Source organism: Candidatus Methylomirabilis sp. (assembly GCF_028716865.1).
Lineage (GTDB): Bacteria > Methylomirabilota > Methylomirabilia > Methylomirabilales > Methylomirabilaceae > Methylomirabilis.
The window spans coordinates 1-17,857 of the sequence record NZ_JAQUOY010000020.1 but is presented as its reverse complement, the minus strand read 5'-3'; the positions used below and the strand labels follow the sequence as shown (position 1 = coordinate 17,857).

At 58.2% G+C, this 17,857-nt stretch carries 16 protein-coding genes and 1 pseudogene; 10 read left to right on the top strand and 7 right to left on the bottom strand.

Annotated features, from left to right (window positions below; translation table 11 throughout):
• Positions 1-8 precede the first annotated feature (8 nt).
• The 7 genes from PHV01_RS09005 (at position 9) to PHV01_RS08975 (ending at position 7,138) form a co-directional block, all read left to right on the top strand.
• Complete coding sequence (locus PHV01_RS09005; RefSeq protein ID WP_337290824.1) at positions 9-755, top strand: prepilin-type N-terminal cleavage/methylation domain-containing protein; 747 nt, start codon at positions 9-11, stop codon at positions 753-755.
• A gap of 5 nt (positions 756-760) precedes the next feature.
• Complete coding sequence (locus PHV01_RS09000; protein ID WP_337290823.1) at positions 761-1,861, top strand: hypothetical protein; 1,101 nt, start codon at positions 761-763, stop codon at positions 1,859-1,861.
• A complete protein-coding gene (gene pilM / locus PHV01_RS08995; RefSeq protein WP_337290822.1) occupies positions 1,858-3,306 on the top strand; it encodes a pilus assembly protein PilM in 1,449 nt (482 codons plus the stop codon). The genes PHV01_RS09000 and pilM overlap by 4 nt, the downstream gene beginning before the upstream one ends.
• On the top strand, positions 3,303-3,866 hold the full coding sequence (gene gspM / locus PHV01_RS08990; RefSeq protein ID WP_337290821.1) for a type II secretion system protein GspM: 564 nt from the start codon (positions 3,303-3,305) through the stop codon (positions 3,864-3,866). The genes pilM and gspM overlap by 4 nt, the downstream gene beginning before the upstream one ends.
• A gap of 1 nt (position 3,867) precedes the next feature.
• Complete coding sequence (locus PHV01_RS08985) at positions 3,868-4,449, top strand: hypothetical protein (protein ID WP_337290820.1); 582 nt, start codon at positions 3,868-3,870, stop codon at positions 4,447-4,449.
• A gap of 81 nt (positions 4,450-4,530) precedes the next feature.
• On the top strand, positions 4,531-6,690 hold the full coding sequence (locus PHV01_RS08980) for a secretin N-terminal domain-containing protein (RefSeq protein ID WP_337290819.1): 2,160 nt from the start codon (positions 4,531-4,533) through the stop codon (positions 6,688-6,690).
• Between the two features lie 64 nt (positions 6,691-6,754).
• Positions 6,755-7,138 (top strand): hypothetical protein, encoded by a 384-nt coding sequence (locus tag PHV01_RS08975; protein ID WP_337290818.1) that lies wholly within the window; start codon positions 6,755-6,757, stop codon positions 7,136-7,138.
• A gap of 436 nt (positions 7,139-7,574) precedes the next feature.
• Here the strand turns inward: PHV01_RS08975 and PHV01_RS08970 are convergent, their stop codons facing one another.
• Genes PHV01_RS08970 through PHV01_RS08960 form a run of 3 tightly spaced genes read right to left on the bottom strand, consistent with a single transcriptional unit; the run spans position 7,575 to position 9,971 of the window.
• Complete coding sequence (locus tag PHV01_RS08970; RefSeq protein WP_337290817.1) at positions 7,575-8,615, bottom strand: hypothetical protein; 1,041 nt, start codon at positions 8,613-8,615, stop codon at positions 7,575-7,577.
• Positions 8,612-9,307 (bottom strand): HAD family hydrolase, encoded by a 696-nt coding sequence (locus PHV01_RS08965; RefSeq protein WP_337290816.1) that lies wholly within the window; start codon positions 9,305-9,307, stop codon positions 8,612-8,614. The genes PHV01_RS08970 and PHV01_RS08965 overlap by 4 nt, the downstream gene beginning before the upstream one ends.
• Positions 9,308-9,338: 31 nt before the next feature.
• Complete coding sequence (locus tag PHV01_RS08960) at positions 9,339-9,971, bottom strand: uracil-DNA glycosylase (RefSeq protein WP_337290815.1); 633 nt, start codon at positions 9,969-9,971, stop codon at positions 9,339-9,341.
• 338 nt (positions 9,972-10,309) lie between these two features.
• Here PHV01_RS08960 and PHV01_RS08955 point away from each other — a divergent pair, with 338 nt between their 5' ends.
• The 3 genes from PHV01_RS08955 to PHV01_RS08945 all read left to right on the top strand — a co-directional run bounded on the left by PHV01_RS08955 (position 10,310) and on the right by PHV01_RS08945 (position 13,136).
• Positions 10,310-10,822: a DNA polymerase ligase N-terminal domain-containing protein gene (locus PHV01_RS08955; RefSeq protein ID WP_337290814.1), complete on the top strand. Its 513-nt coding sequence runs from the start codon at positions 10,310-10,312 to the stop codon at positions 10,820-10,822.
• A gap of 17 nt (positions 10,823-10,839) precedes the next feature.
• Positions 10,840-12,252: an aspartate ammonia-lyase gene (locus PHV01_RS08950; protein ID WP_337290813.1), complete on the top strand. Its 1,413-nt coding sequence runs from the start codon at positions 10,840-10,842 to the stop codon at positions 12,250-12,252.
• A 194-nt stretch (positions 12,253-12,446) separates the two neighbouring features.
• Positions 12,447-13,136 (top strand): hypothetical protein, encoded by a 690-nt coding sequence (locus PHV01_RS08945; protein WP_337290812.1) that lies wholly within the window; start codon positions 12,447-12,449, stop codon positions 13,134-13,136.
• A gap of 110 nt (positions 13,137-13,246) precedes the next feature.
• On the opposite strand, the gene PHV01_RS08940 is transcribed toward PHV01_RS08945, so the two are convergent.
• The 4 genes and pseudogenes from PHV01_RS08940 to PHV01_RS08925 all read right to left on the bottom strand — a co-directional run.
• Positions 13,247-14,938 (bottom strand): proline--tRNA ligase, encoded by a 1,692-nt coding sequence (locus PHV01_RS08940; RefSeq protein ID WP_337290811.1) that lies wholly within the window; start codon positions 14,936-14,938, stop codon positions 13,247-13,249.
• Between the two features lie 104 nt (positions 14,939-15,042).
• Positions 15,043-16,119: a flavodoxin-dependent (E)-4-hydroxy-3-methylbut-2-enyl-diphosphate synthase gene (ispG, locus tag PHV01_RS08935; protein WP_337290810.1), complete on the bottom strand. Its 1,077-nt coding sequence runs from the start codon at positions 16,117-16,119 to the stop codon at positions 15,043-15,045.
• 1 nt (position 16,120) lies between these two features.
• On the bottom strand, positions 16,121-17,251 hold the full coding sequence (gene rseP / locus PHV01_RS08930) for an RIP metalloprotease RseP (protein ID WP_337290809.1): 1,131 nt from the start codon (positions 17,249-17,251) through the stop codon (positions 16,121-16,123).
• Between the two features lie 27 nt (positions 17,252-17,278).
• A pseudogene (locus PHV01_RS08925) lies at positions 17,279-17,857 on the bottom strand (1-deoxy-D-xylulose-5-phosphate reductoisomerase); the annotation flags it as partial.

Below are 17,857 nucleotides of genomic sequence, written 5' to 3'. Positions count from 1 at the left end.
GCGACGAAATGGTTGACGTATTGTGTGAAGTACCAACAAAGAAGTCCGAAGCGCCCCATACTGTTTCCGGCTTTACCTTACTCGAGGTCTTGATCTCGCTGACAATCTTGGCGCTCATCTTTGTCGCTGTGCTGGGTGCGATCCAGATTGGAGTCAAGTCGTGGGAGAGCGGGGAGGCGCGGGCAGAAGAGAGCCAGCGCACTCGTGCTCTTGTCGATGCCCTCGCACGGGATCTGACGACGATATACCCTTTGCGCGTGAAAGAGCTGGACAAGGATGTTACCGTCTTTCGTGGTAGTTCTGATTCCCTTACATTTGCCACGCTTCCCCAGAGCTATGGAGCTGAGCCATTCAGTCATATGATCAGGATGGTGACGTACGCAGTGGAATCGGGACGTGGATTAGTGGCTACCGAAAGCTACCCGATGTTGGGTCCAGGGACTGCCCAGGGTTCCCAGGAAGAACGAGCGAAACAGATCGATGAGCGGGTATCGGAGGTCCGATTTCGATATCTGGTACCGGAGGGAAAACCTGAAGAGAGGTTGCCCCCCGTATGGCGCGAGTTGTGGGATCCTTCTCGGGACAGAACGGTTGTTATGCTTTCGCTGGGGGGCCCACTTACTTTGGAGAGCCCTTATCAGTTGCCATTAGCTGTAGAAATGACCGTACTCATCCGACAGGCGAAGCAGGGGGTGTTCCGTGAGGTGAGCCTCCCACCGCTGGTCTTTCCGGTACAAGTGGGACGAACGCTGTGAAAAAAATGCCCGAAGCGCGGAGCACAGAGCGCGGGTTGGCGCTAGTGGTTGTGCTTTGGATCCTTACGTTTCTGAGTGTCGTATTTACGGCCTTCACCTTTTCGATGCGCACAGAGCTGGCCGCGGCCGGCAACTTTAGGCAGGAGGCGGAGGCGTACTACCTGGCGGAGGCCGGTGTGTACCGGGCGGCGGCGGAGATCATCAATGCTGATCGCGATTTCCCGCCCGATTCAAAGAGCTACGACGCCTTGGACGAGCACTGGCATACCAATCCGGCCGCCTATGAGAATGTGGCGCTGGGGGGTGGGCATTACTGGGTGGCGGTCAGGGATGAGGAGAGCAAGATTCCCCTAAACGGGCAGATTACCCCCCAATACGACGCGATGCTTCGTCGGCTGTTCTCTAACTCTGGCGTGAGGGATGAGAAACTCCTTTCCACCATCGTCGATTCGATTCAGGATTGGCGCGACGCCGACACTCTTCATCGCTTAAGCGGCGCCGAGGACGACTACTACCTGTCCCTCCCCAGCCCATACCGGGCCAAGAACGCCAACTTCGAATCTATCGACGAACTGCTTCTAGTCAAAGGGATGACCTCGGAGATCCTGTATGGCAACATCGCCAGCCCGCAAAGGCTGAAGGAACTGGGGGACCAGCCTTCCTGGGAACGGAATCTCAAGCCAGGCGAATACCTTGGAGTGGCACAGCACCTGTCTGTTCATAGCTCGGGTCAGGTGAATGTCAACACGGCTAGTTCAGACGTATTGATGGCGCTTGGGCTGACGCCCGCAGAGACGAAGTGCGTCCTCAGCCGGAGAACAGGAGAGCCCTTTCGGGGGGATGCGGTGGGGCAACTGACTGTTCTCTTGACTTCTGCCGGCTGCGCAGGTCTGTCTGGGCGCGACAACCAGAGCCAAGTCCGCGCCAGCCTCGGCTCGCTTGTCAGGGCTACTTCATCGAGTTTCTCAGTTGAATCGGCTGCGCAGATGACGGGATCAAGACTCACGGTTCGCGTGGCTGCCATTCTCCGAAACGACGGGACGCCAGGCCGACCGAAGCTCTCTGTGCGGCTCTGGAGCCTTGACCCGAGACAGGGAGGTGTATGACGCTCAGCGAGTTGATCCCAAAACCGAAAGTCAGTCTGGGTATCGACATTCGGGGTGGCCTGCTCTGCCATGCTTTGTTGAGCAAAGCGTTTGGGAGGGTTCAACTCCTCGATTGGGGTATCGAAGAGCTGCCGGCCGAAGAGAAAGACAGGCCAGAAGTCCTCAAAGAGAAGCTGGCCGGTCTCTCGGCTCGGTTCCCCAAGCGTCCCGCCTTCGTGACGGTTGGCCTGCCTCGGCGTTTTGTCACAATGCGATCGGTGAGCATGCCGGCGGTGGGCGAGGAGGAACTCCAGGGGATCCTGGACTATGAGGTTGAACGATACGTTCCCTTCCCTCCAGAGGAGGCGCAGTACGACTTCCAGATACTTGAGCGCAACGCCGAAAAGGCCGTTGTCCTGTTGGCCGCGGCCAGGAAAGAGGAGATCGGCCGATACCTTGCTCTGCTACAGGAAGCAGGGATCACACCGACTGCTGTTGGTGTCTCGGCGTTCGCGTCGCTTAATGTTCTCCTTTACAACCAGGAGCGAGGTGCGGAGCCCCTGAGAGCCCTCATCGATCTGCGGAACGGGGAGGCCGAGCTGGGTCTGGCCAAGCGGGGAATCCTTCAATACTCCCGATACGTGATCCTTGGCCAGGCCGCGCCGCTTGATGTGCTGGTACCGGAAATTGCTGGCCTTTTCGCTCACCTCGAAGCCAATGGCGGTCGACAGGTGGGGCGAATCTCTGTCGCAGGAATGGGCGTGGGCAGGGGAGACCTGTTGCGCCACCTGGCCGAACGAACCGGTCTTGAGGTAGAGTTCCTTCAACCTTTCCGACGGATTAAGGCAAGAGGTGTAGATTCTCAGGCGGCCCATTCTCTTGGTGTGGCTGTCGGACTGGCACTTCACGGGCTCGTCGCGCTCCCGCTTGATATCGACCTGCTGCCCAAAGAGCTGGTCCCCCCCCGCCGCGATCCCAGCCTTGCGATGACCTTCCGACTCCTGGCCCTTATTGTGGCCCTAGGTCTCGTATATCTGGTGAATGGTGCGATTCATGAGCGCCGGGCTTTGGCGGAGCTGACCGATACGCTGAATCGGGTACAGGCCGAGGCAGCGAAGGTGGAGTCACTCAAGGGGGAGGTCGCTTCTCTCGCCGGTCAAATTACCACCCTGGAAACCATTGACCGAGAGGAGGTCAGGAAGCTCGATATGCTGCGCGAATTATTCCAGATCCTGCCGAAGGGTGTGACCCTCACGCTCTTTACGGTCGAGAAGAGAGAAGTGAAGATCGGCGGCGTCATCACCGGTTCTGCCTCCGATCTGATCTCGATTCTAGAACAGTCGTCAGTTTTCGAAAACGCCCAATTCACCTCGCCGGTGGCCCAGCGAGGCGCTGAAGGGCAAGAGTTTCAGATCAAGGCGCTCCTTGAGGCCAAAAAGGAGAAGGAGAAGGAGAAGCAGCCGTGACCATCTCCTCCCGTGAGCGCAGGCTTCTTGTGGCGGGCGGAGCCGCCTTGGTGGCTTTTCTCACCATCAATTATGCCATCGTTCCGGCCATTTTAAGCCAAATGCAGGTTCGAAGCGAGTACCGGGAAAGACTCCAGGCCCTTGAACGGTTCCAACTGGTTGTAGAGGGCAAGAGACGGTACGAGAAGAAATTCGCTGAGGCCGAAGGGCTGTACAAGCAACTGCAGCAGCGACTCTTGTCTGGCGAGAAAGTAACGCTCGCCGCTGCCGACCTTCAGGCGATGTTGCACAAGGTGGCTTCAGAGAGCGGGGTCACCATCGTAAGTGAAAGCATCCACCCGCCGAAGAAAGCAGAGGGGTTCACACAGGTTGCGGTGGAACTTTCCTTGAACGCTGATCTCCAGAAGCTTCGCGACTTCTTGTATAAGATCGAGAGCGCTGGAAAGCTCTTGACCGTGCCCAAGCTCATGGTCAACGCGAGTTTCCCCAGGCCTGGCGCCGAACTGCAGGTGACAGTTGTGGTCAGTGGATACACGTCGACGTTTGAGGAAAAAAGCTGACATGAACAGGCCCCTGCGGTTTCTGAATATCGCCTTGGGACTGATCGCGGTGCTGATCGGAGGCGCCCTGGTAAAGAGTTGGGTTTCTCCCAGTGCCCCGATCCCGAGCCTCGCCGCGGCGAAGTCGTCGTCCGAGGCGACATCTCTTACTTTCAACCCGACCGTGCGCCCGCCCCTGGCGCAGTTCAATGTACTGCTCGAAAAAAATCCGTTCAAGCAGCCACCTCCCCGGCCCGTGGGACCGCCCGGTCCCCCTCCCCCTCCCCCGATCCCGCCCCCAACGCTTGTCGGCACTATGCTCGTCGATCACGAGCGCAAAGCGATCCTGAGTGACCGAGGCAAAGCGAACATCTATTCAGTTGGCCAGGAGGTGGCGGGAGGGACAGTAACCGATATCAGAGAAGATCGCGTGTTCTACAAACGGGGAGACGCGATTTCGGAGATCACGCTCAAGGCGCCGATTCAGCCTGGCGCGGCGTCGCACACGCAGGCCCCCATGCCTGCGCGAGCCGGAGCTGCGCCTGCCTTGGTCGCGCCCTTACCCCGGCCTCCGGGGACGGTCGAGGGAGCGCCGTCACGGTGAGAGCCTCATTGAGGGCTGACGGCTTTTTCATGAATGAGTGGCCGTCGGCTCATGACACCTGCTACGAGGAAGGAGCGAGTATTGGCTAGTCGTAAGCATGTTCTCGTGCTTCTGATCTCGACGGTTGCGGTTTTGCTGTCAGCGTGCACTGGCTTTGACACTGTGGGACTATTCAGGCAGGAGCCGAAGGCACCACCTCCAAAGGCCGAAGCCCCGGCGCAGACGCCGGTGCCTGCTTCTCCGATCACCGCTACGACCCCTGCGCCTCCGCAGGTAGCGGAGACAGAGATGGAGGTGAAAAAAGAGGAGGAAAAGGCAGAAAGCTCGCCAGTGACAGAATTGGAACCTGCCACGGTGCCTCCGTCCGGGTCGAAAGAAGGCGCTCCTGCTGCTTCAACAGGATCGGGGGCTTACCCCGATAATGTGGCGAAAGGAGGAGTACCCGCCCAGCCTGGAGGACCGCAGTACGTTTCATTGAACTTTGACAACGCCGATCTGGAGCTGGTTCTTCGTTCCATCGCCGATATCACCGGGATCAACTTCATCATCGGCCCCGGCGTCAAGGCAAACGTCACGATGCGGACGACGACCAGGGTTCCCGCTACCGAGGTCTTCTCCATCATGGAATCGGTGCTGGAGGTCAATAACCTAGTGGCGGTGAAGGAAGGCTCTTATTACAAGATTGTCCCGATCGCGGTCGCCCAGCAGGAACCTCAGGACGTGCAGGTGGGAAAAGAACGTGCTGAAGAGCGGGAACGCTACATGACCCAGATTGTTCACCTTGACCACCTCTCTGCCGACGAGATGGCCAAGATCCTTCAGTCGTTCTTAGCCAAGGGCGCCAAGATGTTGGTCCACAAGGAGACCAACAGCCTGATCATTGCCGGCTTCAGCTCAACGATCAATCGGCTGCTCGACACTATTAAGGCCCTTGATATCCCATCTAAGCGGGATAATATCCAGCGGATCTTCGTCTATTTCGTGGAGAACGCGAAGGCCGCCGAGCTGGCGAATACCCTCAATACCCTCTACGGTCGCCGAGACCTGGTGCGGGGTGCCGCGTCGGCAGGGACGAGACCGGGCCAGCCGTCCGCAAAACCGGGAACTGGTACGCCGCCACCGGCCGCTCCTACACCCCAACCGGCCCCTGGCCAGCCCGCCCCCGCTTCGTCAACCCAAGGGGCCGCGCTGCCGCCAGGCGCTGAGGCGGCGCCTGGTGAAGTCGTAGGCGAGGTGACCATTGTATCCGATGAAGCGACCAATGCGCTGATCATCAAGACCTCTCCGCGCAACTACGAGATCATCGAGGCAACGATCAAGCAAATCGACATCGTTCCGAAACAGGTGTTGATCGAGCTTATGCTCGCCCGGATCACCTTGAGCGACGGTTTTAGTTTTAGCTTGGAGGAGATTATCAGGAGCGGTCAATTCCTCGTGGGGGGACAATTTGGCGGTCCCATCACCCAGGCGATCGCTGGAGTTGTGCAGGACCCGACAAAAAAACTCGCCTCTGGTCTTACCTTCGCCTTCGTAGACAAGGATAAAGTTCGCGTGGTCCTAAGAAATCTTGCTGAGGTGTCGAAAGCGCAGGTCCTGGCCAACCCGCATCTGCTTACGGCGAATAACAAGGAGGCTGCTATCCAGATCGGTCAGGAGGTACCGATTCCCACCGGCGTACAAACTTTGGGGACCACTAGCAGTACCGAGGGTGGCGCCACCTCCAATCTTTTCAGCACGTTCCAGCGCAAGGATATCGGGATTATCCTGAAGATTAAGCCGCACGTGAATGAGAAGCGATTCGTCACCCTGGACATAGAAACAGAAAATACCAGCATAGCTCCAACCGGAGGCAGTCCCACGGCCGCGTCTGAGGGCGGAGCCTCGTTCAACAAGACGACAACAAAGACAGCGGTGGTGGTGCAGGATGGCCAGTCGCTGCTTATTGGAGGGATCATCCGGACTGACAAATCGAAAAGCTACACCGGCATCCCGTTTCTAAGCTCGATCCCGCTGCTCGGATATCTGTTCCGTGGAACCACTGAGTCGCTCAATCGGGACGAGCTCCTCATCCTGATCACACCTCATGTCGTTGGAACCCCGGAAGAGGGTAAGCTTATGAGCGAGCAGTTCAGGAGTAGGGTGGAGTCGTTGGAGTTGCTGATGAAATCGTCACCCACGATCTCCCCATCAGGACTTGCGCCGAAGTCGGGTGATCAGGGGAAAGGCGATCTTGGATGGTAGATCAGGGATCCGATATCGAAGATCGTTATTGTCGAATCTCATACCTAGACGGAAGGAGGGTATCATGACCCGAGCAGCCAGCGTCCTGCTGCTGGTAGCAATGCTTTACCTAGCAACCCCGGTTTTCGCGCAGCAAGCGCCGCCGGCCGTCACGCCTACACGCCAGGCGTATCAGACACTTGTGCTGGGCATGACCCGCGAACAGGTCTCAAAGCTCGTCTCCTCCCAGGGCCCCATGGATCTGAAGCAGGAGGTCTGGGGACGATGGGTGCCCGGGATGAAACCCGGACAGATAGAGATTCTGAGGGTCCACTTCTTCGATAACCGGGTCTTCTGGATCGAATATGATGCTTTCGGCGAGTCGTGGCTCCGCGAGGAGAAGGGCAGTTGCAGTAGCTGGGTGAAGGACCCGATGATGCGGCTAAGAGAGAGCTTCCAGATCAAGTAGGGGCGAGTGAGACCAAAGTGTATGCAATGATGGTCTCTTCGAAGGTGTAACGCTCAAGTTGTCGCCAACAAAATAAAAAGCCCCGAAGCGCTTCCCTGCGATAGCATCGCAGGGCCTGGTCGGACAAAGCCAAGGCTTCAGGGCTCGGTGACTGCTGGGATTCCGCAGGCGAAATCCATAGGCAGTCGATCCGGTGAGGAGGACACGCCTACGTTACAATCACCTCACATGTCCAGATGGTTAATGGTAAGCCCACTGGATCACCTCCTTTCTTGTGTACATTTACGATAGTGGAACCTTTCGGCGGATGCAAGGAAAAAGTTGAAGAGCGTTCGGTTATCAGCTCATAAGGAAAGGTAGGTAGATGGGCTGAAGACTGAATGGGGGAGAGGGGCTATATCGAAAGACTTCAGCCTTCAGCCCACACTCCTAACTGCTAGGTGCTCACCTGAAAGTTTTCTTTGCCGCGGTGAACTACTAGGCCTCGCGTATTGACGACGGAGGGCAGGCTCTTAGCGCCCGCGGCCTTGGCCAAGGCGATGAGTGTCGCTCTGGCCTCCGGCTCAATGATGAGGGCAAGGCAGCCGCCGCCGCCCGCGCCGCAGACCCTGGCTCCGATAGCGCCAGCCCGCCTCAGAGAACGAATCAATTGGTCGATGGCCGGGCTACTCATGGTGGGAAGCGCCCGTCGCCGGGTCTCCCAATCCCGGTTCAGGATACGGGCGATACTGTGTAGGTCCTGCGATTGGAAGGCGCGCTGCATGGCGAGAGCATTCTCCTGGAGCGCGTCGAAGAGAGCCAGTGTCCTGTGATCCCCTCCTATGTGGCGCTTGAATAAATCCCAGTTGTTGGCACCTGAGAAGCGAGGCTTGCCGAGGTACAGTAACAGCAGGTGCCGCTCGAGCTGCGTAAGAAATGCCTTCTCCGCGATAACGGTTCGGCGGATGCCGGTGAGCCCGAATTCGATGCTGCTGGCACCGCCGTAAACCGCGGCGTAGTAATCCTGATACCCGGTGGGGACACGGATCGCCTGCGTCTCGATACTCTTTGCGTATTCGATCAGCGTTGAACGCTTGACCTGCAGGTCTGCGACCGCAGCCAAGGCAGCCGCCGTTGCGACCGCCAGCGCCGAAGAGCCGCCGGTCCCGGCGCCGGCCGGAGCTTGACAGTCAGTTCGGACATCGAGGCCGCCATCAGGCGCGAGCGACTGGATGAGCCTGGCCAGCATCTCCAGAAATGGCTGGCGCTTCCAGGTGATCTGTTCACGCGACGGCCAAGTCGCTTGCCGCCCCTGGTCAGAAGCAAAGAGTCGGATAGCGCGACCGGGCCGCCGCGTCACAGCAACCTCGGCGACAAGGTCGATCGCGACGTTGATGGTGATCGCCGGTTGGTGAAAGAGGTAAAGCGGCGGGATATCGAGTGTGCCGCCAGCGAAGTCGATGCGCGTCGGAGCCCTCGCGACGATCGGTTCGGTCATGAAAGAGACACCTCCTTGAGGCTATAACACCGATGATGCGTGAGAAGACAGGGAATCGTAAGATACCTGGCGGCCTCGCGGAAGCGATCCCGAACCAGCGGATCAGCCCCCTCAAGGAGGGATGGCTCCACACGACAGATCAGATACGTCTGCAACCGTGGGGTAGACGCCTTCATGGCATCAAGGTCCGCCGGATTGTTATCGATAGCGTAAAGTTCTCCGTACTCCAGTGCGCACTCAGCGCATAATGCTGCCTTGCCCGCCTCTTTGGCCGTATACAAGATCTGCGTGAAGTATGGCGTGAGCCCGGAGGCCTGCACCTTGTAGCTCTGCCAGGCCGGATCACCGAAGGAGAGGAGGATCAACTCGAACCCGCGGTATCGCGCAGCATCCAGGAACTCCAGGACATCAGGAAAAAGATAAGGTTGGAGATCTGAGAAGGCACTCTTAAGGGCCTCCAGCATCGCCTGTGCTGTTGAAGAATCAGCAACCGTGCCGAGGCGCGCAAGCTTTTCGAGGTGCTTCTCCAACGAATATCCTGATGGCCAGATCGCCTCGTAGCTCTTTTCCCAGGCGTCATCGGGGATGCCGAAGCGGGCAAAGGCGGACTTGAGATCGACCCAGAAGAAGCGATCGGTATCAAAGAGGGTATGATCAAAATCCAACAGGATGCCTCGCGCCTTGTTTTGCATCTTACTCACTGTGTTGTGATTGTGTGTCTGGTCAACCCGAGTGCGGATCCAGATAGCGCCTTCCTACGTCAAAGATCTGCTGAAACATCACCTCGGTCAGCCTGCCGGTCTGGGTATTCTGCTGGCTCGGATGATACGAGGCTACCAGTACGAGATCATTCTGAAGGGCCGTGACCTGCCCGTGCCGGAAGTGGAGCCTGGGGGTCGGGAGTGGAACGTCACGAGCCTCCAAGGCATCCAGGCAGGCCCGAAAGGCGATTTGGCCCAGGGCCACGATCACCCGGACCTGCCGGAGCAGCGTGAGTTCCTCCAGGAGGAAGGAGAGACAGCGCTTAAGTTCGATTGGGGTTGGCTTGTTGTCTGGTGGGGCGCATCGGACAACGGCAGTGATATAGCAATCCGTGAGGTGAAGGCCATCGTTGCGATCGATTGAGGTTGGCTGGTTGGCGAACCCAGCCCGATAGAGGGCCCGATACAGAAAGTCTCCGCTTCGATCCCCGGTGAAGATCCGACCAGTCCTATTGCCTCCGTGAGCGGCGGGCGCCAAGCCGACCACGAGTAGGCGCGCGGCCGGATCGCCAAATCCGGGGACCGGTCGCCCCCAGTACTCCCACTCGCGGTACCGCCGTACCTTTTCTTGAGCTGTCCACTCCCGATGTTGCACCAGCCGCAGGCAGCGTCGACAGGCGATGACCTGTTGGCAGAGTGTCTCCAGCCCGCGCGTCTCGCAAGTGAGATGATGCTGAAGTGATTTTTCATCTACGCTCGCGCTGATGGTGTCGTCACCTCACTCCGGTGGTAAATGCGAGTTATAAACCCGTCCTGCAGCCAACTCAATCGCCGCTTCGTTACGCTGGAAAATGACACTGCGCCATTCTACTACGCGGATGCGAGGCGGGCAACCGCATCAATGGTGAACGCCACGAGATATTTGCTCCACCACTTTTACTTATGACATAATGCCGGAAGGATTGAGATTACTTTCAGGGAAGATGCGAGAAGATGGTGAAACCCACAGTAAGCATGACGCTACGGTTTGTCGTCCACGAACATAGGGCGTCGCGGCTACACTATGACTTCCGGCTCGAGATGGGCGGGGTCCTCAAATCGTGGGCGGTTCCCAAAGGTCCATCCCTGAATCCTGCTGACAAGCGCCTGGCCATGATGGTTGCGGATCACCCGTTGGAGTATATCGACTTTGAGGGAATCATCCCGGAGGGGAGCTACGGCGCTGGACCCGTGGTAGTCTGGGACCACGGGACCTACGGAATGAGCGAGGCGGGGCTACCAGAGGCGCAGATGGCAGCGGGGAAATTCGCGTTCATTTTGAGAGGGCAGAAACTGAAGGGGGCGTTCGCGCTGGCCCGGTTCGCCAGGGGCGAGACCGGGAAGGAATGGTTGCTGATGAAGAAAAGGGATCAGTATGCCGATCCTGCCTGGACGCTCAGGAGTGAACTCACGCCGACTCGACTCAAGGCGCTGGCGGTGAAGATTCCACCGTGTGAAACCTTATAGCCGCCAGGGAGAAAAAGATGGCGACGCGAATCGAGAAGGACGTATTAGGGGAACAGGAGGTACCGGCCGAGGTCTATTATGGCCTGCAATCGGTACGGGCGATGGAGAATTTCCCTATCAGCGGCCTCAAGATGCACCCTCGGATGGTGGAGGCGATCGTTCTGGTGAAGAAGGCGGCCGCGCTGGTCAACGCTGACCTGGAGCTCTTGAAGCCGGAGATCAGCAGGGTGATCGCAGCGGCGGCCGACGAGGTCCTGACCGGCAAGCTCCGTGATCAGTTTGTTGTAGACGTCTACCAGCTAGGTGCCGGGACATCTTTTAACATGAACGTGAACGAGGTCCTGGCCAACCGGGCCATCGAGCTGTTGGGTGGGAAGAAGGGGGACTATACGATTGTTCATCCCAATGACCATGTGAATATGGCTCAGTCCACCAACGACGTCTTTCCAACCGCCATACGGATGGCTGGCCGCCTATTGCTTGCAGAGCTGCTGCCGGTCCTGAACGATCTACAGACCGCCCTGACCGAAAAGGCCAAGGAGTTTGACGGTATCCTGAAATCGGCTCGAACACATTTACAAGACGCCGTTCCGATTCGTTTGGGGCAGGAGTTCGCGGCCTATGCCGTGACCATCGGAAAATGTGGGGAGCGGATCGCTGCCGCGGCGCAATCGCTTGAAGAGTTGGGGGTCGGCGGGAGCGCGGCCGGTACCGGCCTGAATACTCACCCACAATATCGTGCCAGGCTGGTGGGGTACCTGCAGGCCTGGACGAGAATCGCATGGCGCAATGCGCCCGACATGCGCGAAGCGATGCAGTCGAATCTCCCTATCGCCGAGGCCTCATCAGCCCTGAGGCTGTTGGCGCTTGAACTTACACGAATCTGCAACGATCTGCGTCTGCTGACCTCAGGTCCCACCACCGGGTTGGCCGAGATCAAGCTGCCTGCGGTGCAGCCAGGTTCCTCGATCATGCCGGGTAAGATCAACCCTTCTATGGCTGAGATGCTGAACATGGTCTGCTTTCAGGTTATCGGTAACGATCTGACCGTCTCGATGGCGGTCCAGGCCGGACAGCTTGAACTGAACGTCATGATGCCGGTTATGGCCTATAATCTCCACCAGTCGATTGAGATCCTGAAAAATGCTATCCGGGTTTTTATTGACCGCTGTGTCGGCGGCATTGTTGCCGACGCCAACCGATGTCGCCGCTATGCCGAGCGTAGTATGGCGCTGGCGACAGCATTGAATGTGTTGGTCGGCTATGCTAGGGCCGCAGAGGTAGTAAAGCGCGCCGCACGAGAGCAAAAGACGATCATCGACATCGTCCGCGAGGAAAAGCTGCTCACCGATGCTCAGATAATCCAGATCCTGGATCCGATGAAACTGACCGAGCCCGGCCTGCCAGGCAAGCTGGATAAGTCATCGTGATGGTCTGACGGAGAGACATCCCATATACTGCTGATCTAGTGGGGATATTGAGCTTGACGGCGGGGAACGAGCGCCCTAGATTAGTATGGGAGAGGAGCAGGAATACAATGAAACGCTTCATATTGTTATTATGCGCTGTACTTCTGCCCGTTTTCTGGGCATCTCAGGCTCGTGGTCATGGTGGTGGTGATACGATGGGCGACTGGGATGCAGCGGATGCCTGTACCGCCCTGAAGGGCCACTATACCGTTCACTTTACAGCCTATCAGGAGATTGTAGGTTCGGGCATGATTCCTTTACTGCACGAAGTGGGTTCGGCGCAGGTAAAGAAGGAGTTTCAGTCCTACTGCGAAGGCGTCCCGAAGACGGGTAAGTTTTCTATCGCCTTTGACCTGTACAATGAAGAGATGCGACAGCTTCCCATCTCTGTCCGGATTGTTGAGGCTGTTGGGGCCCACGAGGACAAGGGCGATAGCGCGCACTCGCACACGGTCTTCTCTCTTCCGCCGGCTGTGTACGGTGATGGGTCGATACGGATCGATACCGAGATCCTCAAGGCTGGTCACTACATCGCCCTCATGACATTGGAAAAGGTAGGTCCTGGCATTGCCCACAAACCTCATCGCGGTTCCGAGATCGGGGAGTGGCAGCGGGTCAGCCACACCCACGGGCCAGGGACCGATCCGACAGAAGCGCAGATGCATGCCGTTGATCCTACCTACAGCTTCCCCTTTACGGTGGGCTTGGCGGTACGGGCGCAGAGCCGTCTTCCTTGGTTCTTCTCAAATCTTGGGTTTCAGATGGCCGGTTCATTGTTGGCGATTTTCGCCTTGGTATTGGTCGTAAGATTCTATATGAACGGCAGGCGGAAGAAACCGGCCTAAAAAGGGGCGCCACGGTCCTCATCCGGAAACTCTATTGTAGCCGAACAGACGTAAAATGATGGACCCTCCAGCAGAGACCTGACTCTGGTGGGGGGTTTATTTTTGGGTTGTTAATCAGAAAGGTGAGAAAGGATGGTGTGCGCCCTGGCGACCGCTTCAGAGAGTGGGACCTGTACCTCCTCGCCGGCCTTTCGTATCTTCAAGTCAACCATCCCCTCCTTGAGGGCACGAGTCCCGACGGTCATTCGAAGAGGCAGACCAAGCAAATCGGCGTCCTTGAACTTTACGCCTGGGCGCTCATCTCGGTCATCATATAGGACCTCGATCCGCTCCCTGGTCAGTTGAGTATAGATCGCCTCGGCCAGTTCAACCAGCTTCTGGTCCCGCACGTTGACCGGCAGCAGATGAAGCTGAAAGGGCGCGATGGCCGGGGGCCAGACGATCCCAAGTTCGTCATGGTGTTGTTCGATCGCGGCAGCGGCGATCCGGGCCGGCCCGATCCCATAACTCCCCATAACGATGGGACGCTCCTCTCCGGCCTCATTCAGATACATCGCCTTGAGAGGGGTCGAATATTTTGTCCCGAGCTTAAAGATATTTCCCACCTCGATCACGCGCTCGATAGAGAGACTCCCCTCGCAATGCGGACACCCATCCCCGCTTTTGGTCTGATGAATGTCGGCCCACCTGGGCTGAAAGTGAATGCCTGGTACGATCCCACGCAGGTGGAAACCGCTCTTGTTGGCCCCGACGACATACCGGCCTTCGCGCAACGACTCATCGGCGATGATGGGAAGCTTCACCCCGACGGGACCGATACTGCCAGGCTCGGCCCCGAGGGAGGCAACAACTTCATCGCGATGGGCTGGGCGAACCTCTCCGGTCACGCGTGCGAGCTTTCGTTCGTGAAGTCGCTGATCGCCTCTCAGAAGAGCCAGAAGCGGTCCATCGCAGTTTACAAGCAGTAACGACTTGATAGTCAGCGCCGGATCGATATTCAGGAACCGGCATACCTCTTCAATGGTTCGGGCGTCCGGTGTGGCGATCTCTTCGAGGGGCCATTCGGGAAATACCGGGCTTCGCGGTCTGGAGATAGCCATCTCGACATTGGCCGAGTAGTGGCAGCGCTCACAGAGGGCAACCTCATCCTCTCCGGCCTCGCTCGGCGCCATGAATTCGTGCGCGGTTGCACCGCCCATCATCCCAGGATCACTCTCGACGACGTGACAGGACAGGCCGCACCGCGTCACGATGCGACCGTAGGCCTCCTTGTGAAGCTCGTAGTTCCTCTCCAGCCCTTTCTCATCCCGGTCAAGGGAATAGGAGTCCTTCATCAGGAACTCCCGCGTCCGGAGGATACCGCTCTTGGGCCTGGCCTCGTCCCGGAGCTTGGTCTGGATCTGGTACCAGATCTGCGGAAGATCCCGGTATGACCGGATTTCTCGGGCTGCAAGCCAGGCGATGACCTCTTCATGGGTCATCCCCAGGCACATCTGACGCTTGCCACGATCCTGCAGCCGAAACATCTCCTCACCGATGGCCGTCCATCGTCCGGTTTGCTGCCACAACTCGGCCGGGTGCAGGATCGGCATGGTAATCTCCTGCCCACCGATCCGGTTCATCTCCTCGCGGATGATACCGTTTACCTTGTCCATGACCCGCTGCCCGAGCGGTAGGTAGACGTAAATCCCGGCCGCGAGTTGCCGGACCAAGCCGGCCCGGAGCATCAGCGTGTGACTGATCGCTTCGGCTTCTGCTGGTTCTTCTTTCAGGGTTGGGATTAGTGACCTTGTCCAGCGCATGGCAACACCCGTCGTTTCATCTCTATCTAATCAGCCAAAACAAAAGGAGGATTGGATTGTCCATCCTCCCTCGCTCGCCGCCGATCGGCCATCCACTCCCGCTTTTACGGCTGGCCGTCGCCTTCTACCACCATCTTATTGATCTCTTCTATCAGGGCATCGGCGATCTCCGACTCCTTGACCTTCCGGATCACCTCTCCCTTTTTGAAAATCCAGCCGATCCCCTTACCACCGGCGACCCCGATGTCGGCGGCTCTGGCCTCCCCAGGTCCGTTCACCTCGCACCCCATCGCGGCAACGTGGATTTCCTTGGTGATCCCAGCCAGTCGCCGCTCCACCTCCTGGGCCATGGCAACCAGATCGATATCGGCCCTCGCGCAAGACGGGCAGGAGACAAAGGTCAGCCCGCCCTTTCGAAGACCGAGTGACTTCAAGATCTCGACTCCTGCTTTGATCTCCTCGACGGGATCGGCCGAGAGCGACACCCGAATAGTGTCGCCGATCCCCTCGGCAAGCAGTGTTCCGATACCGACGGCCGACCTGATCGTTCCCACCCCAGGCGTTCCGGCCTCTGTGACGCCAAGATGGAGGGGGTACTCGATCTCTTCCGCCAGGAGGCGATAGGCCTCAATCATCATCAGGGGATCGGAGGCCTTCAGTGAGATCTTCATCTCAGGATAGTTCAGATCTTCGAGAATCCGGATGTGGCGTAGGGCGCTCTCCACCATTCCCTTTGGCGTTGGCCCGCCATCCCTGGTCAGCAGGTCTTTCTCCAGGGATCCGCCGTTCACGCCGATGCGGATCGGAATCTTTCGCTCGGCTGCTGCCTTGACGATCTCCTCCACACGAGAACGGTCCCCGATGTTGCCGGGGTTGAGACGGAGGCCGTCTACTCCCTGTTCGAGGGCAATCAGGGCAAGCCTATAGTCGAAGTGGATATCGGCAATCAAGGGGATCCGGATCTGCTTGCGGATCTCGCCCAGCGTTTCTGCGGCTTCCTTGACCGGGACACCGACCCGCACGATGTCGCATCCGGCCACCTCCAATGCCCAGATCTGGTCCACCGTGGCCCGGACGTCCCGCGTGTCGGTCTTCGTCATCGACTGGACCGATATCGGCGCGTGACCGCCGATCTTGACTGCTCCTACCTGAATCTGCCGCGTCTCACGTCGTTCAATCATGTTACTGTCTTCCAAGCAGGCGGAAGATATCGTTGTAGAAGGCAAAAATCATCAGAGCCACCAACAGGGCTAATCCGACCTGCTGGGCCATCTCTCGCTTCTGCAGACTAACTGGTTTACCGCGAATGGCTTCAATCAGCGAGAAGAACAGGTGCCCCCCATCCAGAATAGGGATCGGAAGCAGATTCAGGATCGCCAAGTTGATGGACAGCAGCGCCGTAAAGAACAGGAGGTTCAAGATGCCCAGACGCGCCTGCTGGCCGGCCATCTGCGCCACAAGGAGCGGTCCGCCGATCGTCTTGGCCGGGACAACGCCCTGGATCAGTTTGACAAAGGTCAGCAGGATCAGGCGGCTGAGATCGTACGTCTTGTAGATCGCTCTTGCAAATGCGGTGACTGGATTGGCTCGCTCGATCAGGAACTCTTCTGCCGGCGCGATACCAAGCAGACCGATCTCCTGCTCCTCCCCGAACAGATTCTTCTGACGAGTGGCCTTTGGAGCCACTACCAGATCAAACCGGTTTCCTGCTCTTTCGACTGTTAGACGAACAGGCCGCCCGGGGCTTTTATGGATCTGGGTTGCCAACTCCTCCCACTTCTCAATGGGGTGCCCGTCGATCGCCTTGATCCGATCGCCGACCAGCACGCCGGCCTCGTGCGCCGGGAAGTCCTGCATCACCTCCCCCACCTTGGTAGCGAGAGTCGGGACGCCGACCGTGAAGACAACCCAGAAAATGGTGACGGCAAGGAGAAGATTGGATCCAGGGCCGGCCAGGATGATCAGCGAGCGCCACCCGACCGGTTTTGCGGAAAATGATCCTTCCGGGTCGGCGACCTCTTCCTTCGGATCCTCGCCCAGCATCTTGACATAGCCGCCAAGCGGGATGGCGGACAGGAGATATTCGGTCCCGCCGCGCGTGAGCCCGATGATCTTTGGGCCGAAACCGAGGGAAAACTTCAGGACCTTGACTCCCGCCCGCTTGGCGACTAGGAAGTGACCGAGCTCGTGGACGAAGATGAGCGCGCCCAGGACGAGGACAGCCCAAAGGAGATAGTCAAGACGCGAAAGGAATGGTCGTGGATCGACTACATCTAAGAGGCTGAGAGCAACCGTAGATGCCGAGGCTATCATACCAACGTACAAGCCCCTCTCCTTGCCTTAGTTTTGCAGTGCCGCAAAAACCAGCCTCCGAGCCTCGCGATCGGCATCCAGGGCATCTTCAAGAGAATCGATCTTGCGACCTCGGTGACTGTCCATCGCTTTAGCGATCAGGGCGGGAATGTCAGGGAAGGTGACCCGTCCGGAGAGAAACAGGTCTACCGCCACTTCGTTGGCTGCGTTGAGAACGGCCGGATAGGTTCCACCCGCCTGGAGCGCCTGATAGGCGAATCCGAGGCAGGGGAACCTCTCGTGGTCAACCGGTTCAAATGTCAGAGCCGACAGGGCGTTCAGGTCGAGGGGCGGCAGTGGAGTCTGAAGCCGGTCAGGGTATGAGAGGGCGTACAGGATCGGCAATCCCATATCCGTCACCCCCATCTGAGCCAGGATCGCCCCGTCTATGAACTCTACCATCGAATGGATGATGCTCTGCGGATGAATAATCACGTCGATCTGTTGCGGCGTGAGAGAAAAGAACCAACTGGCCTCGATGACTTCCAGCCCCTTATTCATGAGGGTAGCCGAATCGATGGTAATCTTCTTCCCCATGATCCATGTCGGGTGCTGCAGCGCCTCTTT